Source organism: Aggregatimonas sangjinii (assembly GCF_005943945.1).
Classification (GTDB): Bacteria; Bacteroidota; Bacteroidia; order Flavobacteriales; family Flavobacteriaceae; genus Pelagihabitans; species Pelagihabitans sangjinii.
On record NZ_CP040710.1, the window covers coordinates 1,822,104 to 1,848,590 of the forward strand.

Annotated in this window: 30 protein-coding genes; 12 read left to right on the forward strand and 18 right to left on the reverse strand. The window is 41.4% G+C overall.

All coding sequences use genetic code 11. The features are described 5' to 3' along the window. The first annotated feature begins 622 nt into the window (after positions 1-622). The 4 genes from FGM00_RS07430 (at position 623) to FGM00_RS07445 (ending at position 6,016) form a co-directional block, all read left to right on the forward strand. Entirely contained in the window at positions 623-1,537 is a 915-nt protein-coding gene (locus tag FGM00_RS07430) for a type 1 glutamine amidotransferase domain-containing protein (RefSeq protein ID WP_236262962.1), read from the forward strand. A gap of 188 nt (positions 1,538-1,725) precedes the next feature. Continuing rightward, the gene (locus tag FGM00_RS07435) at positions 1,726-2,610 is read left to right on the forward strand and encodes a helix-turn-helix domain-containing protein (protein ID WP_175416202.1); all 885 of its coding nucleotides are present in this window, start codon (positions 1,726-1,728) and stop codon (positions 2,608-2,610) included. Positions 2,611-3,269: 659 nt separating this feature from the next. Next, on the forward strand, positions 3,270-4,757 hold the full coding sequence (locus FGM00_RS07440) for a trypsin-like serine protease (protein WP_138852289.1): 1,488 nt from the start codon (positions 3,270-3,272) through the stop codon (positions 4,755-4,757). A 653-nt stretch (positions 4,758-5,410) separates the two neighbouring features. Further along, entirely contained in the window at positions 5,411-6,016 is a 606-nt protein-coding gene (locus tag FGM00_RS07445; protein ID WP_138852290.1) for a hypothetical protein, read from the forward strand. 10 nt (positions 6,017-6,026) lie between these two features. Here the strand turns inward: FGM00_RS07445 and FGM00_RS07450 are convergent, their stop codons facing one another. Continuing rightward, positions 6,027-7,115, reverse strand: a complete 1,089-nt coding sequence (locus FGM00_RS07450; RefSeq protein WP_138852291.1) for an alpha/beta hydrolase — start codon at positions 7,113-7,115, stop codon at positions 6,027-6,029. 16 nt (positions 7,116-7,131) lie between these two features. Next, on the reverse strand, positions 7,132-8,034 hold the full coding sequence (locus FGM00_RS07455; RefSeq protein ID WP_138852292.1) for a hypothetical protein: 903 nt from the start codon (positions 8,032-8,034) through the stop codon (positions 7,132-7,134). Positions 8,035-8,298: 264 nt separating this feature from the next. Between FGM00_RS07455 and FGM00_RS07460 the strand changes: the two genes are divergently transcribed. Continuing rightward, positions 8,299-9,591, forward strand: a complete 1,293-nt coding sequence (locus FGM00_RS07460) for a DNA cytosine methyltransferase (protein WP_138852293.1) — start codon at positions 8,299-8,301, stop codon at positions 9,589-9,591. A 3-nt stretch (positions 9,592-9,594) separates the two neighbouring features. On the opposite strand, the gene FGM00_RS07465 is transcribed toward FGM00_RS07460, so the two are convergent. Then, the gene (locus FGM00_RS07465; protein ID WP_236262964.1) at positions 9,595-10,146 is read right to left on the reverse strand and encodes a BglII/BstYI family type II restriction endonuclease; all 552 of its coding nucleotides are present in this window, start codon (positions 10,144-10,146) and stop codon (positions 9,595-9,597) included. Positions 10,147-10,497: 351 nt separating this feature from the next. On the opposite strand from FGM00_RS07465, the gene FGM00_RS07470 reads away from it, so the two are divergent. Beyond that, positions 10,498-10,773: a transposase gene (locus tag FGM00_RS07470; RefSeq protein WP_138851358.1), complete on the forward strand. Its 276-nt coding sequence runs from the start codon at positions 10,498-10,500 to the stop codon at positions 10,771-10,773. A 23-nt stretch (positions 10,774-10,796) separates the two neighbouring features. Then, positions 10,797-11,627, forward strand: a complete 831-nt coding sequence (locus tag FGM00_RS07475) for an IS3 family transposase (protein ID WP_138851357.1) — start codon at positions 10,797-10,799, stop codon at positions 11,625-11,627. Between the two features lie 222 nt (positions 11,628-11,849). Here FGM00_RS07475 and FGM00_RS07480 read toward each other — a convergent pair whose 3' ends face one another. After that, entirely contained in the window at positions 11,850-12,548 is a 699-nt protein-coding gene (locus FGM00_RS07480) for a protein-L-isoaspartate(D-aspartate) O-methyltransferase (protein ID WP_138852295.1), read from the reverse strand. A gap of 133 nt (positions 12,549-12,681) precedes the next feature. On the opposite strand from FGM00_RS07480, the gene FGM00_RS07485 reads away from it, so the two are divergent. Next, positions 12,682-13,134 (forward strand): FKBP-type peptidyl-prolyl cis-trans isomerase, encoded by a 453-nt coding sequence (locus FGM00_RS07485; RefSeq protein WP_138852296.1) that lies wholly within the window; start codon positions 12,682-12,684, stop codon positions 13,132-13,134. 164 nt (positions 13,135-13,298) lie between these two features. On the opposite strand, the gene FGM00_RS07490 is transcribed toward FGM00_RS07485, so the two are convergent. The 8 genes from FGM00_RS07490 to FGM00_RS07525 form a co-directional block, all read right to left on the reverse strand. Next, a complete protein-coding gene (locus FGM00_RS07490) occupies positions 13,299-13,490 on the reverse strand; it encodes a cold-shock protein (protein WP_138852297.1) in 192 nt (63 codons plus the stop codon). A 154-nt stretch (positions 13,491-13,644) separates the two neighbouring features. Then, on the reverse strand, positions 13,645-14,868 hold the full coding sequence (locus tag FGM00_RS07495) for a hypothetical protein (RefSeq protein WP_236262966.1): 1,224 nt from the start codon (positions 14,866-14,868) through the stop codon (positions 13,645-13,647). A gap of 64 nt (positions 14,869-14,932) precedes the next feature. Continuing rightward, the gene (locus tag FGM00_RS07500; protein ID WP_138852298.1) at positions 14,933-15,445 is read right to left on the reverse strand and encodes a TlpA family protein disulfide reductase; all 513 of its coding nucleotides are present in this window, start codon (positions 15,443-15,445) and stop codon (positions 14,933-14,935) included. Positions 15,446-15,482: 37 nt separating this feature from the next. After that, a complete protein-coding gene (locus FGM00_RS07505; protein WP_175416203.1) occupies positions 15,483-15,956 on the reverse strand; it encodes a DUF4251 domain-containing protein in 474 nt (157 codons plus the stop codon). A gap of 340 nt (positions 15,957-16,296) precedes the next feature. Beyond that, positions 16,297-17,907: a hypothetical protein gene (locus FGM00_RS07510; protein ID WP_138852300.1), complete on the reverse strand. Its 1,611-nt coding sequence runs from the start codon at positions 17,905-17,907 to the stop codon at positions 16,297-16,299. Between the two features lie 252 nt (positions 17,908-18,159). Then, positions 18,160-18,927, reverse strand: coding sequence for an SDR family NAD(P)-dependent oxidoreductase (locus FGM00_RS07515; RefSeq protein ID WP_138852301.1), 768 nt, complete (start codon positions 18,925-18,927; stop codon positions 18,160-18,162). 198 nt (positions 18,928-19,125) lie between these two features. Next, positions 19,126-19,485, reverse strand: coding sequence for a cupin domain-containing protein (locus FGM00_RS07520; RefSeq protein WP_138852302.1), 360 nt, complete (start codon positions 19,483-19,485; stop codon positions 19,126-19,128). A 25-nt stretch (positions 19,486-19,510) separates the two neighbouring features. Continuing rightward, positions 19,511-20,425, reverse strand: a complete 915-nt coding sequence (locus FGM00_RS07525) for a TIM barrel protein (protein WP_138852303.1) — start codon at positions 20,423-20,425, stop codon at positions 19,511-19,513. 190 nt (positions 20,426-20,615) lie between these two features. Between FGM00_RS07525 and FGM00_RS07530 the strand changes: the two genes are divergently transcribed. Next, entirely contained in the window at positions 20,616-20,927 is a 312-nt protein-coding gene (locus FGM00_RS07530) for an HPF/RaiA family ribosome-associated protein (protein WP_138852304.1), read from the forward strand. A gap of 29 nt (positions 20,928-20,956) precedes the next feature. Here the strand turns inward: FGM00_RS07530 and FGM00_RS07535 are convergent, their stop codons facing one another. Next, entirely contained in the window at positions 20,957-21,397 is a 441-nt protein-coding gene (locus FGM00_RS07535; protein ID WP_138852305.1) for a hypothetical protein, read from the reverse strand. Between the two features lie 48 nt (positions 21,398-21,445). Further along, the gene (locus FGM00_RS07540; protein ID WP_138852306.1) at positions 21,446-21,787 is read right to left on the reverse strand and encodes a hypothetical protein; all 342 of its coding nucleotides are present in this window, start codon (positions 21,785-21,787) and stop codon (positions 21,446-21,448) included. A gap of 152 nt (positions 21,788-21,939) precedes the next feature. Between FGM00_RS07540 and FGM00_RS07545 the strand changes: the two genes are divergently transcribed. Next, a complete protein-coding gene (locus tag FGM00_RS07545; protein ID WP_138852307.1) occupies positions 21,940-22,494 on the forward strand; it encodes a YceI family protein in 555 nt (184 codons plus the stop codon). 4 nt (positions 22,495-22,498) lie between these two features. Here FGM00_RS07545 and FGM00_RS07550 read toward each other — a convergent pair whose 3' ends face one another. Then, positions 22,499-22,876, reverse strand: coding sequence for a hypothetical protein (locus FGM00_RS07550; protein WP_138852308.1), 378 nt, complete (start codon positions 22,874-22,876; stop codon positions 22,499-22,501). 155 nt (positions 22,877-23,031) lie between these two features. On the opposite strand from FGM00_RS07550, the gene FGM00_RS07555 reads away from it, so the two are divergent. Beyond that, positions 23,032-23,985 (forward strand): TerC family protein, encoded by a 954-nt coding sequence (locus tag FGM00_RS07555; RefSeq protein WP_138852309.1) that lies wholly within the window; start codon positions 23,032-23,034, stop codon positions 23,983-23,985. Positions 23,986-24,087: 102 nt separating this feature from the next. After that, positions 24,088-25,002, forward strand: a complete 915-nt coding sequence (locus FGM00_RS07560) for a mechanosensitive ion channel family protein (protein ID WP_138852310.1) — start codon at positions 24,088-24,090, stop codon at positions 25,000-25,002. A gap of 53 nt (positions 25,003-25,055) precedes the next feature. On the opposite strand, the gene FGM00_RS07565 is transcribed toward FGM00_RS07560, so the two are convergent. The 3 genes from FGM00_RS07565 to FGM00_RS07575 all read right to left on the reverse strand — a co-directional run bounded on the left by FGM00_RS07565 (position 25,056) and on the right by FGM00_RS07575 (position 26,421). Then, a complete protein-coding gene (locus FGM00_RS07565) occupies positions 25,056-25,391 on the reverse strand; it encodes a hypothetical protein (protein WP_138852311.1) in 336 nt (111 codons plus the stop codon). Positions 25,392-25,726: 335 nt separating this feature from the next. Beyond that, a complete protein-coding gene (locus FGM00_RS07570) occupies positions 25,727-26,158 on the reverse strand; it encodes a hypothetical protein (RefSeq protein WP_138852312.1) in 432 nt (143 codons plus the stop codon). 11 nt (positions 26,159-26,169) lie between these two features. Beyond that, on the reverse strand, positions 26,170-26,421 hold the full coding sequence (locus FGM00_RS07575) for an acyl carrier protein (protein WP_138852313.1): 252 nt from the start codon (positions 26,419-26,421) through the stop codon (positions 26,170-26,172). Between the last annotated feature and the right edge of the window lie 66 nt (positions 26,422-26,487).

The following is a 26,487-nucleotide window of genomic DNA, read 5'->3' on the forward strand; positions in this document are numbered from 1 at the left end:
TGACCTTCTATTTTTTGAGCAGCCTCTCCGCTTTTGGTAGAGGTTAGCGCGCCTATCTATTTTGTACTACATCCCCTTTATTTTTCTACCGATATGTTCTCTCCAAAAAAAATAGTACGACCGAACCTTTTTAAGAGGTTCATGAATTCCCTTGAAAAAATAGCCGGAAATGCGTAAACACATATTATGCGACCAGACTAGCTTGTCCGCTCTATGCGCCTATGGCCGAGAAGGAGGATAGGAGGGGAGTGAAATCGACGTAAGGGATTCACAAATACCGTTGAAAAGCTATATGCAACGTATTTGTAAATGTTTGTGGAATGGGGTGTATTCGGTATTTCACTTACCAAATTATCTTTTAATCTGACGGAATTATCATTTACTCATTATTTGAAGTATATAATCAGGTATTTAGCCTAAAAATAATATCATGTTCAAAAAATATCGAATACTTAAGTGGGTGTCCATTTTTTTCCTCTGTCTAATTGTTGCAATCGTCTCTTTTGGTTTATGGTTTAAGAGTTTAATTCCTCCAAGGGATGTTAAAATTGAATCCACTTTAGTTGAAAACCTGCCTTATTTATCCGAAGATGTTGTACCATTTCGTGGTAAAATCCTAGCAGTGGTAACAAGCACTGCGGTTATGGGCGATACGGATAAAACTACGGGATATGAATTATCGGAATTGGCACGTGCCTATTATACGTTTCAAGCGAATGGCTTCGAAGTAGACATTGCAAGTCCTAAAGGAGGCAACCCCCCTGTTGTCATTGACGATGAAGACATGGGCGCCTACGATTTTGCATTTTTAAACGACTCCATAGCGCAATATAAAACGAAGCATACCATAAAACTGGAAAATGTAGTTCCAGAGGATTATGAAGCCATCTTTTTCGCAGGAGGAAAAGGAGCTATGTTCGATTTTCCAGATGATATGACAATTCAATCCATAGTAAAGGATTACTATCAAAGCGGCAAAGTAATCGGAGCGGTTTGTCATGGCCCTGCTGCTTTGGTCAACGTCACCTTGGATAACGGACGGCCACTTTTGGAGCAGAAAAGCGTAAGTGGTTTTACGAATAAAGAAGAATTGCTTTTGATAGCTGAAGCAAAATCGATATTTCCCTTTCTTTTACAGGATAAGATGGTGAAACAAGGCGCCCGTTTTAATGAAGGCCCCATGTATTTGGAGAAAATAAGCCAAGACAAAAATCTGATTACGGGCCAAAATCCGTGGTCAACATGGCGGTTGGCCGAAAGTATGATCTCACAATTGGGATATCGGCCAAAACACCGAGAAATAACGGATGAAGAAAATGCCATTCAAATTCTATCTATTTACGAAGCAGCTGGTAAGGAAAAAGCAAGGAAAATGATTGAGACCATGTTAGTGAAAGAAAAGAAACCCGTTGATAGGGTGTTAATAGCAAAGCATGGTTTACTAGCGGCTATGAAAGGTGAAGTAGGGCAGTTTTATCATCTTATTCGATTGGTATCCTTTGCGAAAAAATGTGAATCCAAATATGCCGATATTTAATTACTTTCGGAAAAAATAACTTCTTGAACTTATTGGATGTACTTCTTGTAATCATTAGTAGTGCAGGTCTATTACATGGCCTTGCATTTGCTGTATATCTATGTTTTTTCAAAAAAAAGAAAACGATAAGCAATTATCTTTTGGCATTAATTCTGGTTTTCATGGCTTTCAGAATCGGGAAGTCGGTTATGTTGAATTTTGGTAATGATTTAGAGCCGATTTTCATTTTTGCCGGTTTGGCTTTTCTACTTTTAATAGGTCCTTTATTACGATGGCATGTTGCCGGAATGACCCAAGTCGATTTTAAATTACCCCCTCGGTTTTATTTGGAAATAGTACCGTTTGCGTTGTTTTTTACATCGAGCTTCTTCATCGACAAAAATTGGTTTGAGGCCAATAACAAAGAGGCTGTCATAGTTTTTGCCAGCGTGCTTATTTTTATTTATTTACATTTTGCTTTTTATATTTTCATTGCTTATCGGCAACTAAAAAGAGTAAGGAACGACCACGTCAAAGCATTGCGGACTAAATCTCAGAAAGCGATAATCTTGTGGTTACAACTATTGATTATTGGTTTTGTAGTCATATGGGTTTCTTATTTTTTGAATATTATTGAAAACGCCGTTCCATACGTCGTAGGACCACTTATGTATTCTGCGGTCGTTTATTTTTTGAGCCTTAAAGCCTATCAACTTAAAATAACCGATATGGATGGCAAAGTCTTCAAAATGAACGATGACATTGAATTATTCGCTCAAATATCAAAAATAATTTCTACTGATAAATTTTATTTGGAACCTAATGTATCCCTTTCCAGCCTAAGCAAGCTAATTAATAAAAGCACTCAAAAAACCTCTGAAGTAATCAATCAATATTCAAAAAAGAATTTTAACGATTTTATCAATTACTACAGGGTCGGGGAAGCCAAAAAAATGCTCTCAAGCGGCAATAAGTATACGATATCCACTATTGCTTATGATTCTGGCTTTAGCAGTTTGTCGTCATTCAATAGTGCTTTTAAAAAGTTTGAAGGCAAAACTCCATCTTTATATAGGAAAGAAAATAGTCTTTAAAAGCGATTATGTTAGGAGTTTGCTGCTGGCAAACGGCCTAAGGGAACTTTAGTTGATGGCTAATGGCTTCGGCGGATCACTTTGCTTTGACGGAATAAAATAGAAGGTCAAGTAGACCTTTTTTTTTGAGCAGCCTGTCCGCCCTTTTGGTGGAGGTTGGCGCGTGCGTATTTGGCACTTCACTTTTTTTGCCAACGCTTCATCTCGCCGAAAAAAGCAATCACCCACTGGGTAATTACTTTTTCTCGCGTCTAAAAACTCTCTCTGGAAAGGTAATGCAACCCACCTACAGTAAACTTTCGGTGGCCAAAGCACTTATTATGCGCCTGTCCGCCTACTGGCGGAAGCCGGACCCTAATGAATCGATATTCCTTCTAGGCTTTTAAGGTTGCTTGTCCACCGCCCGAGTGTGCTGAAGCTTTAGCGGAGGCACAAGTAGGCTAGCGGACACCTTCGGCCAAAGCTTATGGCGTCGGACGAGGTACAAGTTCCTTATTCCAACAAAAGAGGTATGTAATGCCCGGCCCGCGGCAGGCAAGTGTGTCTTCAGTCGTGTCATTTAAATCTGTTTCTTACTAAGAATCTGTTCAAGTAGGTTAACCCTTACAGAAAACCACCATTAAGATCATAGAGGAAATATTAATTTAAAATTTAACGCTATGAAAACTTTAATGACAACAAAGAAACTTATATGGTCTATACTAATTATGGTGTGCATTCCGTATTGTACATTTTCCCAAGAAGATGATATTGGCTCTACAAGTTCGGAATTACGGCAAGGAGCTGCCGACGTAAACACGCCAACCGCCAACGCGACGGTGAAGGTAGGCACATGTACGGGAACACTTATTGCCAACAATATTGTTCTTACTTCCGGCCATTGTTTCGATGAGGACCTTAGACAGGTACAAGGAAGTAGAACCGCATACCCACATGGTTGTAACGATTGGGAAAACCCGACGCAATGGTATCCTTTTAATGGCGGGGTAACGATTCCTGTTCGGATAGGGAACGATTCGGAAAACTGGGAAGCCACATACCAAGCCAATGCATACTCACTGCCAGGCTGTGTGGATATAATCATGTTGAGACTGGCTAATCCCGTGCCGAGATCTGTTGCCATTCCGGCCACGGTTGCCACGCAATTGACGGTGAGCTCCCTTCAAGATCAGCAACTGCAAATGGTTGGTTGGGGTTCATCCGGTCTAGAAGACCTATGGAAAAAATCTACCGTCAATACGAATGTGAATGCTGGCTGGGATTTAATCGGCCATGCGAACCTTGTAACCGGAATGGCCGAAAGTGAGGGTAATTTGTTTGCGGCCACCGAAGGAAATACGCTTTGGATGCGACCCGCGTCCGGTGCGAATGTGCGATGGCAAAAAATCGGACATGCAAATAATGTTATCGCTATGGCGGCCCTCGATGGTAAATTATTTGCTGCAACCAGTGATGATAAACTATGGGTTCGCGATGCCGTACCCATAAATGTCAATTGGCAAAGCATTGGCCACGCAAATGGTATAACAGCTATGACAGCGATCGATAACGAATTGTATGCGACCACAAATTCCAATCGGTTGGTAGTGCGCGAACCGGTTCTGGAAGATGCTCCCTGGGCCAATATAGGTCACGCAAATGATATTATCGCCCTAGCTTCCTCAAACGGTAGAATTTATGGAGCACAAGCAACCAACACCATGTGGTCCAGACCGACAGGGCGCCGAGACCTCGATTGGCGTTATGAGGGAGAGGCGAACGATATTAGGGCTATGGCCGCGACCGATACGGAAATATTCGCCACTAATAGGCCGGGGGATGGTTTCCCCCAAAATTCTAGACGCCTAAGACAAACCGGGCTGGCCACTTTTGGAGGTTTTCTATGCGGAACTGGCAGCGCAGCAAGTAGGCGAGCGCAGTTTTGTGCCAATGGTATTGGCGGGGCAAGAATTCTACCTGGTGATTCCGGAGGGCCTATTTACTGGTTACGTCCAGGCTTGCCTCGCGTGTTGATCGGCGTTACTAGACAGACTAATAGCGTAGGAGGAACTTTTGTCGCCACTTTTTTCAATAGGACCGCAACAGGAGTTGACACCATGAACATTGGTCGATGGATAAGCCGTATGGCGAATCCGCAGACCCCTTAGTCCTAAGCAAGATTATTCCAATGATAGCTGTAGCTAAAGCTTAGGGCATAAGGTACCGGTGGGCAAGTAGAGCCATATATGCGCGAAAATGGCCGTTTATAAACTCTCCAGCAAAGCCGAAATTGATTTGGCTGAACTATATGAGTTTGGCAGATACAAATTTGGGCTATTCCAGGCGTAGAAGTATTTTTATGGTACGCATGAAACATTTGAAATACTATTTGAAAATAGGAACTTAGGCCGAGATGCTTCAGAATTTATTACTGACTTAAAAAGATTCCCTTATAAAGCACACACTATATTTCATCTGCATACGGCAAGCGGAATTTTTATTCTTTGGGTGCTAAGTCAACGCATGGACTATGAGCGCAACCTACAAAATAGCTAGGAATTAGTTGAAATTACTTATAACTTATCGCTATTTTATATAACGTCGGATTATGTTCCTTTTTGGAACATAATGTCTTGCATTATGACACTTTGCTTTGGTAAAGCAAAGTAATTGGTACTACTTCTCCTTTAAATTTTTCTTCTAAAACTTTCTCTGAAAGGGTAATGAAACACTTATTAACTGACCGACGGTAGGAGGGAAGGCAATGTGTGTGGAATGGAAATAATTCTTTAAATTCATAAAGAAATGATAAGGTTAAATTATGGCAGAGTCTAAGCTTAAAGGGGTAATCGATGTTTGTGCTTTAATAATAGCGGCAGCAGCTTTGGCATATACAATATATCAACATAAACTGTCTGTCGTTAAGGAGCGAGAACAAACAGAAAGGTCAATTGCACTAGAAAATGAAAAATCAAGACCTTATGTACAACTTGAATTTTTAAAAGCCGATTACGAGGAGATGAAGGGAATCATTGTATATAATATTGGACATGGACCAGCAAAAATAGAATCATTCAAATATTCTATAAACGAACAAGATTTTCAAAAGAAAATATTTTCTTCTAGTTGGGTTGATAAAAATCGAATATTAACATTTACAAAAGATAGTCTTCAATTTGAAAAACTTAACACTTTGCCAAAAGACTATGTAATTACTGTTGGGAAAGAAAATAAAATATTTCTTCTTGGGGATACTAGTCAAAATTTTTATGAAACTCTTGTTAGAAAAGACATGGAGAACCTGATAATAGAAATTGAATATTCAAGTTTGAGTTCTCTCGACTCAACTAATTATTTTGTCAGATATTGCGAAAATTTTATAAGCAATAACATTAGAGATAAGAATGAACCAAACATCTATGAATAGATGTTTCCAATTAATTGCTTTTTATTGGTACTTCAGCATCTATAAGGATTTCATTGAGTTTAGAGTTTCCAACATAGTCCAAAAAGTCGTGAGCATGGTTCCCCGCGGAAAAGTCATATTTTTTAAATTTAGGAGAGTCATATATCTCCATAAGGACACCTACTTCAGAACCATCATAACCAATACCCGTTGGATTTAGTTTATTTGTTAAACTTTTAAAAATTTTCTTAAGGATAACATCATGCTTGTTAACGGTATAATATACTTCTGAAAACTGTGAATCAAACAGACGATAATTGTCATGGTTTAAAATATAATCGTCTTTCCTTCTAAATTTGAAAAAATCCACGTTTCCAATAGCGGGAGCCAACATAATACTTTTGATTGTATTATCGTTTTTTAATAAACCTTTGGGTTTTAAAAACCTTTCTCTAAGGGAGCCTGCAGTCTTGATATAAAAATTCTTATCCCAGGATGGATCACTGATTGCGCTGAGGATAACAGAAGCCCCACGACTATGAGAAATTAGGAATATCTCTTTATTGTTAAGTTGATTTAAAATTGGGCGTAGGCCTAAGACACCCGACATTTGGCTATAACCTGCTGCATTAGACCAAATCTTAGCTGAACCAATACCTTTTCCAATTAACCCGTCCCAGTAGAATTCAACAACTTCGTCATTTATTGGGTCAATATTAATTTTCTTAATTAATTTTGAAAACGCACGTTTGGCTTGTATTTCATTATTGTTGTAGCCATGCACCAGTATGTAAATTCTATCTTTGGATTTAACTTTCTCCCTAAAATCCGCTAAAAAATCATCCCTAAATCGATATAGAATTTCTTCCTTATCTACATTACTATATGCCAAAAATAACGATGATTTAATCTTATTTGGTTTAATTTGACTTTGCCAATTATTTGGATAATAGTCTCCATTCACATCCACAAAAACCTTTGTGATACCGACAGTAGCTATGCTTGTAGTGGGAGATGATAAGGGCCTATTGTAAGAATAGCATCCCAATAACAAAACTGTAAAAATTAAGAATACTAATCTAACAATGAAAAGCTTATAAAAAGACAATTTTTCTTCCATTGATTGATGGTTTTAATTAATAAGTCCTCGCCAATAATGAAACAAAGACAAGGTCGTATTTAGAAGGAACTACTTTTTCAATTTCCCTCTCAAGTTCCCTTTTAACCTGAATTTTAAGTATACTCTCAAGCGTTTTATCTATTCCCAAATCCAAATCTTTATCTAAATCAATAACTGACGAGACATCATATTCAATGATCCCCATACCACCAATAAATGCCAATCGGTCGTTTTTTAAATATGGATGTTTTCTTAAAGGATTTTTTATCTTAGTTGTATCAAGTACTTCAATAGCAGTGGGATTTTGGTTTAGTGCCTCTTTATACCAATTGCCATTGAGTTTTATGCTATGATATACAAGATTGATACGCATCCCTTTTCTTTTGATTCGACTATATATTTGACTAAGTTCATTTTCTACCTTGCTAAAATTACCCTCTATAAACTTTTCTAAACCAACAATTTCCCCCGCAACTGCCGCAGACAATATATTATCAATCGAACCTTTAATATCGAATGTATTGATTATTGAGTCCTTCAGAGTTATTCTGACTGAAGCTTTATGTATATCTATGTATTCCTTTTCTTTAAATGCCTTTTGTAAATGATCTGCTGCTGGTACGGGTAGTTTTTGATTTACCATTATTCCCCCAATATATTTATGGGCGATATCATGAATGTCTAAAGTTTCATCATTAGTTGTTCTATTTTTTGATTTTTCCTTTGTTGGAAAGCACCATCTTCTTTTTTGTAGAACCAATGGGGTGCCATAAGGAAAAGGATTACAATGTTTGGCAAAGCCTAGTTCAGCGCACAAATCACTTTGTTTGAATTTAGTGCCCAATACCAATATCTTTTTCTGCGCATGGCAGCTTGAAAAATGAACTAATAAAACTATAAGAAATACATAGTTCTTCATAAAAGAGGAGTTTGGTTGGCACAAATGTTTTGTAGGGGAAGATATTAAATGTAAGAAATTTACGTATAATCAGCAAAAGTAGAAATCCAATTTACTTCACGAATTCAAAATTAGAGGAGAGTGGAATATGAGTGAAATGGGGTCAATCACTACATTTCTCCTATTGTTAAAAAGTAGTGTATTGAAATTTTCAAAAAGCATTTTAATAAATATCAAAAACTGATAATTTAGAAGCTCTAATCTATTTAATAATAATTAAGGAATATGCCAATTAAAGTTGTGGAGCTTTTTGCAGGAGTTGGAGGATTTAGAATAGGTCTTGAAGGTTATCCTAAAAGGGAAGATTCTAATTATGAAGTTGTTTGGAGCAATCAATGGGAACCAAGCACCAAAACTCAACATGCTAATATGGTATACAATGAACGTTGGCCAAACGCCAATCATTGTAAGGAAAATATTGAAGAAGTAGTTGAAAACAACTTTGACATTATACCAGATCACGACTTACTAGTTGGAGGTTTTCCTTGTCAAGATTATTCGGTTGCTACTACCTTAAGAAACTCTAAAGGTCTTATTGGAAAAAAGGGGGTTCTCTGGTGGAGTATTGAAGCTATTTTGAGAAGAAAGGAAAATAAACCCAAATATTTATTACTTGAAAATGTAGATAGATTACTTAAGTCGCCTTCAAAACAAAGAGGAAGAGATTTTGCTGTAATGCTCGCATCTTTGAATAATCTTGGTTATGCAGTAGAATGGAGAGTAATAAATGCAGCCGAATATGGAATGCCACAAAGAAGAAGAAGAGTTTTTTTCACTGCTTATCATAATAGTACAGCCATTTATAAAAGATTGAAAGAAACCCAAACAAAAGTGGACTGGTTAGATTCTGAAGGAGTTTTGGCGAATTCATTTCCCATTAGAGAAATAACAGAAAAAGTTACAGAGGGTAAAGTTGGAAAAAACTTAATCAAGGTTTCGGATGAATTTAATTTGAATAAAAAATTAAGTCCATTTCAAAATTGTGGGTTGATGATTGATGGTAAATTTCATACTGTAAAATCAATTCCATCTTATAATGGTCCTTACAGAACCTTAGGGTCTGTCTTAATTGATTTTGAAGATGTTCCAGAAGAGTATTTCATTACACAAGAAGAAGTGAATAAAGAGAAAGGCTGGAAATATTTAAAAGGCTCTAAGAACGAGCCAAGATATAATAAGAAGTTGGACTATTATTATAATTATACTGAAGGTAGTATGATATTTCCCGATGCATTGGACAACGCATCTCGAACTATTATAACTGGGGAGGGTGGTAAATCTCCTTCAAGATTCAAGCATGTTATAAAACAAAACGGAAGATTACGAAGACTTACGCCATTAGAATTAGAGAGATTAAATACCTTTCCTGAAAATCATACAGAACATCCTCAAATTACTGATACCAAAAGAGCCTTTTTTATGGGCAATGCACTTGTCGTTGAGTTGATTGAAAGAATTGGCATTGAGCTTTTTGAACAAATAGAAAATTGTAGTATACCCGAAACTGTACTTTGTTAATTTCTATGGGTTAATTACCACACGACCAATTTTTTTTCTAGGTGCAAATTGTTCTTGAACAATATGAAAACTTTCTGGTGCTTCAAGACCAATTATAAAAAGTGGAGCCGTTAACATATTTTGTAGAGGAGGCAGATAATCAAGGTACTTTTCATAAGTCCCAATTGCATTATCGAATCCACCTCTGGTTTTTAAATTTGACGTTGCAGTTATTAAAATTCCAATTTTAGTTTGAATAGCCTTTTCAACGTGGTTTAATTCGCTTGCTAGAACGGGTTTTATGAGATTCCAAGCTATGACAGAAGAATGATTAAAACCAACCTCAATTGAAATTGTTTCTTTGGCAAAATCTAAGCGCCAAGTATCTCCAGTATAGTTAGGGTTTTGAAAAATAGCAGATTCGGCTGACCATTCGTTAGCGACAAACCTTTCCTTGAGCAAGTCATTAATGGCCTTTGAAAGGCTTTTAGGTGTTCTTACAAGGTTATCTGCCCCATAACTTTCATGTTTTGCAATTAAATCTTCATCAGATATTCCAGTTAATAAATCTGTCATTTCTGTAAATAAGTCAATGAATTCAGGTTCATTTAAAATTACCTCCGAATGCCTGAATGAATGCGTAACATAATTCATACTAAATTTCTAAGTAAAATTCAATATAAGATAATAATTAAAAAACGTATTCATTGGGCAATAGTATTTTACTACATTTTTTGTTTGCCTAACGGATTTCCGTAATTCATTACTTGTTAAATTTTAATATATTTGAAAGTATAGTCTTTCCCCAAAAATTAATCTTTAAACAATTTAAAATTTTCTATTATGGAAGAACAAATATGTAATGAGCATCCCCCCGAAAATAGGTCAGTAAATTAAGTTCCCAAAAAGAAACTTAAATTTACTTATATGACACGAAGAAAATTCACACCCAAATTCAAGACAAAGGTAGTTTTGGAGGCTCTTAAAGAGCGTGAAACGGCTCAAGAACTTGCTCAGCGGTTCGAGATATCACCGCAACAGGTAAACCTTTGGAAACGGGAGTTTCTGGCCCAAGCGGAGTCGGTTTTCATAAAAGGCCCGAAATCGGCAAAGAGCGAAGCTGAAGAAAAAGAGGACCATCTTTTAAAGGTGATAGGCAAGCAGAAAGTGGAACTCGATTTTTTAAAGAACGCCTTGCGCTGAGACCATTGAAAGAACGTCGAGAAATGATAAGCAAGGATCATTCCAACCTAAGTATCGCAAAACAGAGCGAGCTTTTGAAATTGCACCGTTCAGGTCTTTATTATAAGCCCAAGGGCGAGAGTGAACTGAACCTGGAACTCATGCGCTTGATGGACGAACATTACGCCGACCACTATTTTAAAGGGGCCAAACGTATGCACACTTGGCTGACCATGGACAAGGGATACAAAGTGAACCAAAAGCGTATAGATCGTTTGTATTACCGTGTAATGGGCCTGAGTGCCATTATGCCGGGAAAGCATACTTCCAGGCGCAACAAGGCCCATAAAGTGTATCCTTACCTGCTCAGGAACCTGAAGGTCTATAGACCGAACCAGGTATGGGCAACCGATATCACCTATATACCGATGCGCAAAGGTTTCATGTACTTGGTAGCCATCATAGACCTGCATAGCCGTTATGTATTGAACTGGTCAGTGTCCAATACCATGGACGCACAATGGTGCAAAGAAACCTTGGAAGTGGCTATGACGAAACATGGAAAGCCGGAAATCGTCAATACCGATCAGGGCAGTCAGTTTACCTCCGAGGTGTTTACACATCTGGTCTTGTCAAATGATATCAAGCTGAGTATGGACGGTAAGGGAAGGGCCATAGACAATGTGTTTATAGAACGGCTGTGGAGAAGCGTTAAATATGAAAGTATCTATCTCAATCCCCCAGACTCAGGAATCGATCTATACGAACAACTCAACGGATATTTTGACTATTACAATAACAGAAGAAGACATCAGGGAATCGACAATCAAATACCTTTTAAAAGGTATTTGAAACAACAACAAAAAGCAGCATAATGATCAATAACCAGAACTTAGTTTAATGTAAAACCTGTCCTATTTTCGGGGGGATGCTCAGTAGTTATAACGCAACTATGTAAAATAGCGCTATTCGCCAAATGGCTACTTTTGCACCATAATTTATATTATGTAAAATAGATTTTTTGAGCCCTTGCCCTGCTATACTTGATTTAGCTGCCTTTTGTATTCTTTTAAGATTTCTACAACCGAAGGTTTACCTTAGTCTTTTGCACGTGTAAGCGGTACAAAGCGTACCGCCATCAAATTCTTTTTTACAAGCCTGTTTTTCTTTTTGATAAACAACTGCAGCTGTCGTGTTCCGTTATGTGGACCTACGGGAATGGTCAAGCGGCCGCCTGGTTTGAGTTGGTTCACCAAAGCTTCTGGAATGTACTCTGCACCAGCGGTGACAATTACGGCATCAAAAGGTGCTTTTTCGGGCCATCCGTGATAGCCGTCGCCTGCTTTTACGCTGATATTACCATATTGCAGTTCTCCTAACCGTTTTTTGGCCGCTAACGCCAGTTTCTCCACAATTTCAATCGTATAGACCGAATCTACGATTTGTGCCAATACCGCTGCCTGATATCCGGATCCGGTGCCAATTTCCAATACCTTATCGGACTTTTTTAATTGCAACGTCTCAGTCATAAACGCCACGATATAGGGTTGCGAAATGGTCTGGCCTTGGCCAATGGGCAACGGATGGTCGTTATACGCCTGTATCTGCAACTCCTCCGGCACAAATTTGTGTCGTGGCACGGTGCGCATGGCCTCTAGCGTAGCCGAATGGCGAATACCGCGGACTTCTAGCTGATTTTCGACCATCGCCTTTCGGAGTTCGTCGTAATCGACTTGGGCCTCGGCTAGCCCGAAACACAACAACATACTTATCCCTGAAAGAAGAATCAACCTCATTGTCAATAAGTTACGAAAAAATGTTTTTATTGGGTTATTGGGTTATTGGGTTATTGGTTATTAGGTTTATGGGTTTATAGGTTTATGGATTGTTCTTTCTAAGGAAATGTATCTTTGCACCAAATCCATATCCATGAAATTCGCTCCCCTTTTTCTTTTGTTTCTATCGCTTTTGTCCTGCAACTCCAAGGAACAGACCGATTTTTTGGCCAAAAATGAAACGGAGATTATCCAATACCTTTCCGATAATGATTTAAATGCCCAAAGAACCAGTTCTGGCCTATATTATATCATCGAGGATCAAGGCAATGGTGCTCGTCCTACCGCTTCTTCGAACGTCACGGTAGCCTATAAAGGATATTTTCTAGACGGATCGGTTTTTGACGAAAGCAGTTCCGCAGGTGTCTCCTTTAACTTGAACCAAGTGATTCCCGGATGGACCGAAGGTATTCCCCTTTTTCAAGAAGGTGGAAACGGGATGTTGTTGGTTCCCTCCCATCTGGGATACGGCAGTTCCAATAATCGCGGTATTCCCGGAGGTTCGGTCCTGCTGTTCGATATCGAGCTGATCGCTGTAAACGACTAATTTTTCACACGTGAAACGCGACCAAACCCGACCCCATACCACATTGGGTTACCCAGTTGTCAAGGAATCTCATTGGAAAGCCCCTGTGCCTACCTAGCCATTGCATAAAAAAAGCCCATCCGCATGGTAGCGAATGGGCCTCTGGTGTAAAGTTTAAGCGTCTTTTATAGTACTGTTACGTTTACCGCGTTTAATCCTTTTTTACCCTGGGTCAGTTCGAAGGTTACTTCATCGCCTTCGCGAATCTCATCTACCAATCCAGAAATGTGAACAAAATGTTCCTCGTTTGAACCTTCCTCCGTAATAAAACCAAAACCTTTGGTCTCATTAAAGAATTTTACTGTTCCTTTACTCATTGTAAGCTAATTTAATGTTACTAATTACAGTGGGTAGCTCAATTATGGTGCCACAATTTTTTACGCTATGCGCTTGGCGCTATTCGCTGTACGCTTTTTGAGCCTGAGGTCGTTGTTATCGTTCTACGACATCTATAAAATTGGCCTAGCAAGCTCAAAAATCAGCAACTGGAACCGTCGTTACGCGCACTTGGGTATTTTCGTCGGTGATATCTGTCCATGCGAAGTGGATGTTCTCCCCCACCACTTGCATTTGCGGGAAGCCGGAAGCTCGCGAAGCATCCATTACGGTGATGACCTTTGGAACCAAATGCATACCCCTTCGAGAAACCCTCGCCGCTTTCAGTTGTGCCTGTCGGTCATGGGTTTCCATCCAGCTGATTAGCGCGGTGTCGGCATCCAGTACGGCCACATCCACCCTTCCTAAGGAACTGGCTCCCGCTACGGATATGGGTGCATCAAAATGTGCCCCGCCATCGCCTGAAAAGGCAAGTTGCACCCTTGGACTTTTCCGTGCGCCCGTAAACCAGGCGACTGCCAGTGTATTCCCCAGTGCTGCGGCCTTGGGTCCATTTACGGGACACCCCTTTATTTGCCAGCCATCGTTATGGATTATTTGGGGCGTTGTCCATTTCCCATTGATTTGCCTTACGATACCGATATCCCTGATTTCGTCTTCCGAACGGTCCCGATAGAGCACTACCAGTCCCTTAGCGGTTACCGCGGCGGTTGTCGAACAGCAATCGCAAACCCGCGCATCCAATTTGCTTTCGGCGGAAATAAGACCCTGTGCGGAAAGCTCGGCAGCCCTTAAGGTCATGGCACCCCGCTCCCCTAGCTCATTTTCCAGCGTATTGCGTCCATCGAGCCAGGTCACAAAAAGGCCGTCTTGATATGGTAAGACCGAAATAAAACCGTGTTCTGTTGGCGTCTTATCGGTATGCAGCGCTATATCGGTTTGCCATTCCTTGTTTCCCTCGGTGAGGATATTCATTTTAATGTCGTAAGAATAGGTATCCGCCGCGGATTTTTGAAGAACATGGGACCATAACGTCCCTTTATTTTCAGCAATCATCGGTAAATCCGCCCAATTGACGAACCAGTCCGAACCGCGCAGGATTTCCTTGGGCGGTTGCCATTCCCCATTTATCCACGCGGTGTAATGCAACACCGCCATGCTATCACCCTTTTGCTCAACGAAGGAAAGCAAGGTTTGCGCCCCGTTGGAAAATAAAAAAGGCAGCGAACTGTTCGTACCGATGGGCATGCCCACAACAACAGGTGCTTCCAACTCCTTCTCCTGGGATGCCTTTTTGGGATGCTCAACGCAGCTGATAAGTAACACTGACAGGATACTAGCTCTTATAATTCGATGCATTCATTTTGTTTCGGTTCAAAATCTAACCATTTCAAGGCTATAAGGTACCCTTTCGGTACTTTGGTTAATGTAGCTCTTTTAATTTTTGAAGCATGGCGGGAGTCTCCCAGTCCATGACCCCGTCAAATCGCGCAAGCTGCTCCCCTGCACTAGTATAGATTATGCTGACTGGTAAGGCCATGATGTCTTGGTCCGCCCAGGTCCCATTATACTTGATGAAGGTCAAGTCGAAATCCTTGGTTTTTTTGAATTTTTCGATGATGGCAATGGACTGATCCGAGGCGAATAAAAAAACGTAATCTCCGGTCGATAGCGCTGTTTGCAAACGTTGTAACACAGGCATTTCTTCGATACAGGGTTTGCACCAAGTAGCCCAATAGTTCAAGAATATGCGTTTGCCTTTGAAATCGCTAAGATGGACGGGGTTTCCATCCATATCTTCGTAAACGGATGCTGGAGTTTGTTCGGGGGCTAGGACAGCCGGCTCCTCTTGCATAGGAAGTTCTTTGAACTTGGTTTCCTTACAAGCCGATAGGGCTAAAAATAGTACAATACCAACGGCAAGTAGTCCCCTCATGAAATTTGATCGTTTCTCGTCTCCATCTTAAAATAGGCTACTCCTCTTCCTGCAAGGCGTTCACGGTTCCTGTATAGCCTATCCTAGTTCGGTGTGAGCTAACCACGTCCACGGTTCCCGATAAATTGGGATTGATTTGAACGTATACGTTGTACCACTCCATGTCTTCCTTGATGCTGAAGTTGATATTGTATCGCTCTTTCTTTTCATCCTTGGTAATTTCCATATCCTGCGGTACGCCCTCGAATACGATACCCGTATTGTTACCGTATGCACCACCACCCAATTGTCTTTCACCATAATACGCCAAATTCGCAGACACTGAATCGCCGGCAATCTTAAGAAAATTTGCAGTCCCCCCCAAATCGATGCGCCCAACGGAATTTCCCGGGGCTAGGAGTCCACTTTGTGCAATTTGGCTTATCGCATTCGTAACCATGGGACGCGCCGTTCTAGCGTTGAACTCAAAGCGCTCTTTTTGGACCATAGTGTCTAAATCAGCGTTCGCCATTGGCGCCTTTTTCGATGATGAACATCCGATAAGCGTCAGACCTATCGCCAACCCACATACTATGCTTTGTAATCGTTTCCTGTACATCTTGTCTTCAAATTAAGGTTCAGTTAGACACTTCAAAAACTGCACCAAAGTTTCTACTGCAACAGTTTAAAATTACGAATAAATGGAATACCACAAAGTGAATATACTCCATATAAAACGCCATCCGCTTACCTTTCAAGAAGAGTAAACGGATGGCGTGTACAATTGGACTTAACCAAAATTTAAAAACCTTTCGAGCTATTCACAAAAACTATCGCTAGGGGAAAAAATTCCATCCTCAACGGATAGCGTTTTAATCGTTTTTCGATAAGGCAGCGGCCTTGGCAAAGGCCTCCTCTGCTTCCTTGGTTTTGCCAAGGCCTTTTAGGGAATTCCCTAACCCCTCCCAAAAAATAACATTTTCGGGAAAGGACTCCGTAAACATTCCATATAAAAATAGCGCACTTTCGAATTGATTCTGGGCCAACATATTCGATCCGATCTGGGTAAATTGTTCCTCAAAGGGAATATGCGCGTACATGGGGTCATTCAGTATTTGTGCGGCATCGGTGCGCAATTGCTCCATTTCCCCGGCCATAAATAATTTGGTAAAATGGTCCATCGGATTGGTTATCAGTTCGTCGTAATCATACCCCATGGCCATTTCCAGCACAGGATCTTGATTCGTACGGTATTCCTCAAAGGTCATCTCCTTTAAAAAATGCGGCGTTGTGGCATCGGCATTCTCCCATTGCGGTTTGTCTTGCCACCAGGCAAAAGAGAGATAGGCACTGATTTCGGAGTTGGGCAGTACGATTTTCTTGGCGTCTCCATAGAAATTCTTGTTCTCCGAAGTGGGCTGGCCCAACATAATGGCATTGGTATAGGTTTCGATTTCGTTGGTCAGGTTCTGGCAGGCCGAAAAGGTGTCATTCCCGATAATGTAAAAGAATTTTCCTTCCGCATTGATTTTTGGGCGGGCCATGATTCCTTGAATTAGGGGCTTGTTATTGTAATTGTTGCCACCGCCATTCAATCGCACATCATAAATGAATTTGTCGATGTCATTGGTATCCACAAAGGCGAATAGCCTTTCGTAGAAGTCCGTAAGTTTTTCCGTTTCATGGCTAAACACGGAACTCTGTCGCACATAGAGGGTTTTGGATTTCGGCAGGTACTCAAAGTAATAGTATTTTTCGTCCAGATGCTTCAGATACAGCGGTGTCTCCCCTTCCGCTCGTGAACCGACCCATTCGTTATTGGGAATGGTGAAGCCATAGCCCCGGGACAGCTCGTCTAAAGGTATCGTGGGTAAGGTATACTGGATCAACTTTCCCTCTTTTTCCAAGGTGAGGCTGACATTTTCATTGTATGAGGGGATAACGCCCTGCGCATGCAATACGGCTGGAACGGTCAGGAACCGCAAGCCATAGCGTTTGAAATAGTATTTGTTTTCGACGGGAACGACGGGGCGAATCATCGCCAAAGCTTCTTCCACAGGAATATTGGCAACTTCTACGACCTTGGCACCCAATATCTTTTCGTGTGCTTTCTGTGTTCCCTCTACATAGATACCATCTTTGAAATGGTAAAGATTGACCGGCAGGACTCCCTTCTGGGCTACTGTACTAAATGGAATCTGTGTATGGCCGTACTCAAAAAGGGATACCATTCGGGCCAGGCCTACAGTGATCTCATGTGGTTCTAAATTTGGAATTTCCGCATACAAGCTATCTACTTCGGCATTCCAGACCTCCTTTGTTACTTTTTTGAATAGAAATGGAAAGTTAGCGTTGACCGTCTCCTGTAAATAGGTAAGATCGGCCTGCCATTGCTGGGTCGATAGCTCTTGCTGCCCTATAGCGCTGTACGTCAGTGTGAAGAAAGCCAGCAATAGGATAAACTTTTGAATAGTGGTTTTCATGATATCGTATTTGAATGATTACACTGCAAAGAAGCGATACAAGCTAGTAACGGAACGAACTTAGTTGACCGAAATGTCGAAAAAAGGGCTTGGATTGTAGATTTTGTGTTGTAACGGCGTGTTGCTCCTGTCGTCTGATTTATAAATCGTTTTGTTATAATGAAGTTCTCTTGCGGCCTAACTAGTGGCAGTCAAGTTTGTGCTGATACATTTGAATCGTTTTCAGATTCCGTCATGCGGATGGAAGAAGTCTTATCGAATATGACTTCCGGCATTCACATCGATGGTTGCTCCTGTAGCATGGTCCATACCTCCGCTGCACATCAAGGCTACTAGGGGGGCCAAGTCTTCCGGTCGGGTCAGCTCCTTCAAAGCGATCTCGTTGAGCACGCGCTCTTCCCCATAGGTAGCAATAAAACTCTCGGCCATTCGGGTTCGGGTAAATCCAGGGGAAACGATAAACGATTTGATGTTTTGTTTCCCGAAGGAACGGGCGACACTACGCGCCAAGGATGTTAGGCCGCCTTTAGAGGCCGCATAGGCCAAATATTCTTCGGTTTCGCCTCGAAAAGCGGCCCGACTCCCGATATAAACAAAACGCCCTTTGCCCCTTGGCAAAAAATGGTCCAGACCAAGTTTGGTCAGTAGGCCTACCGCATCCAAATTGATGGCCATGGTCTTTTTCCATACGGCCAGCCATTCCTCTGTAATGGCTGTAGACGAGTGTTTTAAAAAGACACCAGCGTTCAATATAATGGTATCCAATTTTCCGAAATGCCCCACTACCCTTTCGAATAGTTCAATGACAGCCTTTTCCTGGGAAAGGTCCGCTTGAAAGGCTTTCGCTAGGTCCGGGTATTGCTCTTCCAAGTCTTTTGCAGAGGCCTCATTACTATTGTAATGTACGGCGACGCTTGCCCCCATTCGAAGCAAATACGCTGCAAGCGCTTTTCCAATACCGTCCGAAGCACCGGTAAGCAGGATAGTCTTATTTGTTAAATCGAAATGGGTGGTGCTCATGGTGTTTAATTTTTACACTTCGACTGCGATAAGGGTGACTTGTTGGGTGCTCGATGCGCGATGCTCGGTGCCCTATGTGTGCACTTCGACTGGGCTCAGTGTGACTTGTTGGGTGCTCGATGCGTGATGCTCGGTGCTCGGTGTTTGCACTTCGACTGCGCTCAGTGTGACATGTTGGAAATTGATTTATATAATAATTTATTCCCGCAGATAGGTGTCCGTTCCGTCTAGCCAATCTTTGCGGATGGGTGCCCAGGTATCGATTTCCTCCACATCGCCGATCATTAGGGCTTCATGGGGTACGTTCGCCGGAATAACGACGACTTCCCCGGCATTTAAATCGAAGGTCTGTTCCTTGTCGGCCCCGAACCAAAACCGTATCGTTCCCGACAGTACCGAGGTAATCTGCTCGTTCTCATGATAGTGCAAGGGTACGCGAAAGCCGTCCTTGAACTTCATTTTGGCAACCATTACTTTCTCACCATAGACCAACTTCCGCTCCATCTGTGGAGTTACTTTTTCGGTCGGGATGGCATCCCAGTGAATTTTTTCTACCATAGTATCTTTTTAAATGTCTGTGTCATTATAAGTAGCGCTGCAGGTGTTTTTTAAAATAGTTGGCACTATCCGCAATACTCTGCATCGAATTGTTGGCGTAATTACCTCCCTGCTCCAGATAGTAATATTCCAAGGCGTCCGTATCGATGGTTGAGAGCATATCCGTATAATCAATCGAACCATTACCAAGTTCGGTATAATCCCGGGTCTTTTTATCCATGTCTTTGATATGCCACATGACATAGCGACCCGGTTGGCTGGCGATAAGCTCAGCAGGACTCGATTTGGAGGAATGTACCACCCAATAGAGATCCATTTGCAATTTTACGAGCTCGGGATCGGTTTGTTCAAGAATAATATCGTAACCGGTCTGCCCGTCATGGTCCGTAAACTCAAAATCATGATTGTGGTAGGCAAATCCCAGTCCCGCTGCCGTGACCTGTTCGCCAATACGATTTAGTTTTTCCGCGAGTATTTTAAAATGCTCCAAGGTTCTGTACTGGGGATGTAACCATGGCCAAACGATATACTTTTTATCCAAGGTATGTGCCCCCGAAATACATTGTTCAACATATCGAAAAAGCTCTTCCTTCGATTTCTCGAAATAATCCGAAAATCCGTAATGACCACTCGTAGCCGTAAGGTTCAAATCGTCGAGAATTTGTTTAAAGGCCTTGGCCTTACATCCGTAATAGGAATCGGTAACAACATCATAACCGTAGGTTTCCAAATCGGCATATCCTAAAGCGGCCACCGCCTTTAGGCTTCCTAGCGGGTCTTTTTCCATGGCATCTCGTATGGTAAAAAGTTGCAAGCCCATTTTATAATTGGGTTCGATATCCATTGCAAAATTGTGTAAGGGTACCAGCGTGGCAGCGGCAGCTAAACCGGATTTTTTGAGAAAATTTCTTCGAGAGGTGCTATTTGGGCCGGTGTTCATATGCTTAGTATAGTTGTCCACTAAAATAAGCAATAATTATTGGTCACAACGGGATAAGGAAAGACAGGCAGCGTAGGAAAATATAGGATGCGTATTTCAGATTAACACGAATTTTACTACTGCTTATTTGTTCCTTTCATGGGGGAATCGTAACTTAATAAGCTCTAAAACAGTCAACACCCCACTACCTATGAACATCAATTTTAAGTATGATGGCGTAAAAGCTAGCAATCGATTGGAAATAATGGCCGCACAACGTATCGAAAAGTTGTTCGATAAGTTTGATTTTATCGTTCGTGCCGATGTTTTCTTTAAGACCGAAAATACTTCGGACCCGGATACGGGTATGATTTGCAATGTGCGTTTGAGTATTCCGGGACCCCGACTTTTTGCCGAATCGAGCAATAGTTCGTTTGAGGCCTCCATCGCGGAGTCAACGATTGATTTGGAGCGACAATTGCAAAAGCGCAAGTCTAAAATGAGGGCGCATTACAGTAAATAGCAATTTGTACGGTCCGAAAAGATTTTCGGTCAGTCTTTTATAATCTCATCCCCTTCTTCAAAATTGATTTCTGCCATGGCCTGGTTGACACGGTCAGAATAGGGTTTGTTGATCAAGTCGGCCAAAATCTTTCTTTTCTTACGACGTGAAATGTCCATCGTGTCCAAAGCCTTTTTCAACTTTTCGATTTCAGCCAGATGCGCCAACCTTTTTTGTTTGCGTTCTTCTAGTGTAAACAAATCTTCAGATGCGAATTGTTCCATAACGGTATGGCGCTGTACATCCACTTCTTTTTTACTGTTTTCAGGAGCTGTCTGCTGCGCCGAAAGCTGCATGGCTGCGAGCAAAACAACGACAAGTCCCAATAACTTGTTTCTTGGTATTCTCATTGCAATTTTCATAATGTTCTCCTTTAAAAGTACGCTTTTTACGTCATCGGTGATAATTTCGTAGGTTACGAAACAATTCATCGAAAATGGGATGCACTTCATCGATGAATTATACTTCGCCCAGTTACGCTATTCATCTACATCCTCGAAATTAATATCGGCTAAAACCGATTTGGATAGTCGATCCGTAATACCGTTTTTGTAGAGGTCTTTCAGTAATTTTCGTTTGCGACGTTCGGGAATGTCAAGGGTATCCAATATTCTTCTAGCCCGTTCGATACGCGCCATTTTCGCTTCTTTCTTAGCCATAATATCGGGTTCGAACTTGAACATGCTGGGACCGTCCTCCTCTTCTTCGGCAATTTGCTTGTGCGTAGGGTTCGGTTTGGGCTCTTGTTGCTGGGCCTGTAGTTGTTGGCATCCAAGAGCAAGAAAGCATCCGCAAACGGATAATGTCAGTAGTTTTTTCATTTTAAAATAGTGTATCTGCGTGCAATGTAAGATTTTCAACCGATATGAAACCTATAAGGCTCATATTTTGTCCGTATCCTCACAGACTGTAACTCCTAAAAATTTTAAATCGGTAACTTTGGTTTTACAACCAAGTTATAAATGCTCACATTATGCCATTAAGTTACTCAAAAAAGTTAAGAAGTCCAATAGCAGGAATATATACAATAGTGCTTGTTTTTTTTCTACTAGTGCCGCCTTTTTCGCTATTCGGGCAAACACCAAAAACGATTTCCTCGGCAGAAATCACCTTTATTTTTATTTCGAATGATACCGATGGCAGTATTTCGGGTTTCAGCTCTTCTTCCACCATTGACACCGAAAACCCTTCAAATTCTGTTTTTAAGGGCGAAGTAAAGGCTGAGACCTTAGAAACCGGGAACTTTTTAAGAAATTGGTCCTTGCGGGGAAGTAAGTATTTCGATGTCGATACCTACCCTACTATCACCTTCACTAGCACCTCGGTGAGCGAGACCGGCTCGGGCTATTCCGTAAAAGGAAATTTGACCATCAAGGATGTCACCAAACCGATAACCATTTCATTTACCAGAAACGGAAAAAAATTGACGGGGACTACAACCTTGTATGCATCCGATTTTGGCATTAACATCAAAAAGAAGCGGGAAGACAATAAAGTCTCCGTCAAGATGGTGTTTCAATTGAACTAGCCGTTCAGTCCTCCACTTCGCCTACAACGACCTGAACGGGCTGTATTTTTTTCTTGAGTCTTCTGTATTTTCTCAATTGCCGTCGCGTAAGAATATTGGCCATTTCGGCGGTTTCTTGATCGGATAATTGCTGCAACAAATCCAACTTTTCGGATACCGGTACGTCCATGGCGTCTATTTTCTGTTTGCGCAGCACGAACTCCTCTATCTTGTTCATAAACCGGGTCGTTTGGTCTACGGGCATACCCATTTTTCCACGATATTGTTTTGTTATTTCTTCAGAGATGTATTCCGATTCTTGGGTCGAATTCTGCAAATAGGGATCTTGGCCCATAGCTTGAAAGGAACACAATGCGATTGCAATCCAAAAAATGTATTTCATAAGAATGTTTTTTTAGTTGAAGTGACAATTTAGGTGATTCACTCCCCGGCCTTTGACTCATTCGCATAAATCTTAATCGCAATTCGTACCGGTTCTTAAAATATTGTTTGCCGTAACCAAATGATCAGTACCTTCGCATGCTAAATGCGATTCGTATGTGGGTATGGACTCTCTTTTTGGCCCTGGTCATTTTATTTTTGGCGTTGGACCTTGGCGTTTTTCATAAAGAAGACCACGTGGTCAAAAGCAAGGAAGCCGGTATTTGGACGGCCATTTGGGTAAGCGTGGCACTCGGTTTCAGTGGGGTTATCTATTGGCTTTTTTCGAATGGCATGGTCGATAACCCGACAGGATTAACGCCAGACAAGGCAGTGCTAAAATATATTACCGGCTATCTGATCGAGCTGTCCCTGAGTATCGACAACGTTTTTGTCATCGCCGTTATCTTCTCTTCTTTCAAAATTCCGGCACTGTATCAGCATCGGGTCTTGTTTTGGGGTATTTTAGGGGCAATCGTCTTTCGCGGACTCACCATCCTTTTCGGGGTGGCCTTGATAACGAAGTTCGATTGGATCATCTATGTGTTCGGTGTATTTCTATTGTGGACAGCCTTCAAAATGCTAAAAGGTGGGGACGACGACTTTGATCCGAAAAATTCGTTTGTCTTTCGACAAGTTAAAAAAATCTATCCCATCACTGGAAACATACAAGGCAATCGGTTTTTTGTTCGAAAAATGGGCATCAAAGCGGCCACTCCCCTCTTCGTCGCCCTCGTAATTATAGAATTGACGGATATTCTATTTGCCTTGGATAGCATCCCGGCCATCTTGGCGATCACTTCCAATCCGTTTATCGTGTTCAGTTCCAATATTTTGGCGATACTCGGTTTGCGTTCGATGTATTTTCTGGTATCACGGATGCTAGAGAAATTCCGATTCATCAATTACAGTCTTGTGGTCATATTGGCTTTCGTAGGCCTTAAGATGCTGTTTTCACATCAAATCGAACTGCCGGAATGGTTGTCTCTCGTCGTCATATCGCTCGCTTTAATTGCCGGAGTTGTGGCTTCCTTATTGATACCCGAGAAAAACATCGAACCGACCGAATAGGTAAGAAATCGATTCGGAATGGTCTTGGGTTAGTTATTTCCTTTTTTGAGTACAAATACCGCTGCAGTTTACAGTAATTTATCCGCTTTAAAATAAAAGGTCATGCCACAATCCACTACCTCTATAAGCGAATCGCTATCTTCTTTTTACGACCAATTCATCGCGCAACTTCCAGGCATTGCAATGGGAGTTTTAATTATTGTCCTGGGCCTTTTGATTGGATCATGGTTAGGCCAATTTGCCCGTAAAAAAATATCGGCAAGAACCGAAGACCCACTTATGAGCCGCTTTCTGGGGCAGGCGATCAAGTATACGCTCATCGTCATCGCCATAATGCTGGCCCTCAGGGCCGCAGGTCTAGGAGGTATCGCAACAGGCGTTTTAACCGCTGCCGGAGCAAGTGCCGTTGTTTTGGGCTTTGCGTTCAAGGACATAGGTGAAAATTTTATTGCAGGGATTATTCTGGCATTCAGTCGCCCTTTCAATGTAAACGACACGGTAGAAATCGGCGCGAATTTCGGAAAAGTCAAGGCGCTGGAGTTCCGCTATACAAAGTTGAAAACTTTTAATGGCAAAGACGTCTATATTCCGAATAGTGACGTGCTCACCAAACCGGTTACCAATTATACTGAAGATGGTTTTTATCGTTGGGATTTCGTCATCGGAATCGCCTATGAGGACAATATCAAGGGAGCCAAAGATACCGTGTTGGAAGCATTACGCAGAGAGCCAAACGTCATAGAGGATGATCAACACGAAAATTTTGTCGTCGAAGACGAGCTGGCTACAAGTACGGTTAATTTGAAGGTATTCTTCTGGGTGGATACGAAGGACTTTAGAAGAATGGCGTTGATCACTAAAGGAAACGTGGTGAAAAACGTGAAGGAAGCCTTGGAGGATGCTGGTTACTACATGCCAGCCGACATTCATGAGATTAAGCTCTATGGCGGCGAAACGGAATTTCCAGTGCGCTTACAACCCGAACAATCAAAAAACAAAAATCCATCCGACAATTGATTTTCAATTGCCGGTACGAAAAGGTTTTTTGAAAAACCTTAGTAGAATGCTTATCAATGGTACGATTTTACCATTCGGGTGTAATCAAAAACGCCTTTTTGCAACTCGTTAAAGTCACGTAGTTGTTTTTTGACCACCTTGGCAACGTCTTCAAAAGTTTTTTTGCGCTGCTTTACCGAACTAAGTACTTCATTATTCGAGCTTTTCAGCTGTTCCATGCGGCTTCTCAGAGATTGTACCTGTTCATAATGGGTTTGGGTACAGGGCTCGCAGGTATAGCTGTTGAGCGTGTTGCTCAGCTGCATCAAGTCTTTGTTGGCGCGTTGTAGGCGCAAAATTTCATTGGTGCTGGGCAGATTGCCTCCAATACGGTTGTGGGTTTTTTTCATGCCGTTCAGATTTTGGGTTGTTAACAAAATAAGCACCGCACACGTCGTGCGATAAGGATAAAAAATCGATTAAATTCGCCAATGAGCCGTCAATCGGGGGAAGAAAAAAATACAACTAATCCATCGGCAAAGGTAACTCTCGTATAGGATTCTCGTTTGTGCCCAAGGCACTTTATTGGTTGGACTCTTAAAGTTATAAAAATTGTAGGAATTTAGAAACAATCACTACTGTTAAAATTGGAAATTTAACTTTTTCATAATGCAGTTTGCCATTACACCATTAGGACCAGCTAATAACCATAGTTAACCAGCGGGCGTATCGCGGGTAAAATTGGTTATGGGTCGATTTTGAAAAACAAATGATAGAGTCTTCCTACGCCCCAATTGCCCAAGGGAAAATAGAGCGCGAAGAACATGGCCATTCCCAGGCTAAAATTCCGAATCCCAAAGACCTTATCCAAAACATTATCGGGATAGGCATAAGATGATTCGAGGGCGTATCCCGCGAACTCCAAGAGGCACATGGCAATGAGACCGTACGCATATTGCGCGTGAAAAGGCAGTTTGCGCAATAAAAGAGAGATGGGAACCATGTAGAGGATATAACAGGTAATTACCTGCCACCAATATGTAAAACGAGCGATTTCGACCTGGGTCCCGAACCAATCCATCGCCATACCCCAGCTAAAATAAACGATACAGTACAGGGCTATCAATCGCTTGTCTACCTGTAGTTTATCCTTAGCCCAAATCAAAAAACTGTTCATGGCAAATGGGCTTAGGAACTATGCTTGGCATCGATAATATCCAACGCATTTTGTACCGTTTGCATCTTATCCATGTCCTCATTTTCAATTTGGATATCAAAGGCATCCTCTACATCGAGTACAATATCGACCAAATTGGCGGAATTGATATTCAGCTCTCCCGTAAAATCACTTTCAGGGGTAATCCCGTCAACGGCTACATCCTCAGGGAGGTAAATCGCCACAATGTCTTTGAGCTTTTGGTAACGTTCTTCTTTCGTCATAGCATTCATTTAAACCCTATGAAATCTTGGGTTTGGTATTTTAAAATTCATCTCGTTTATTGGCCA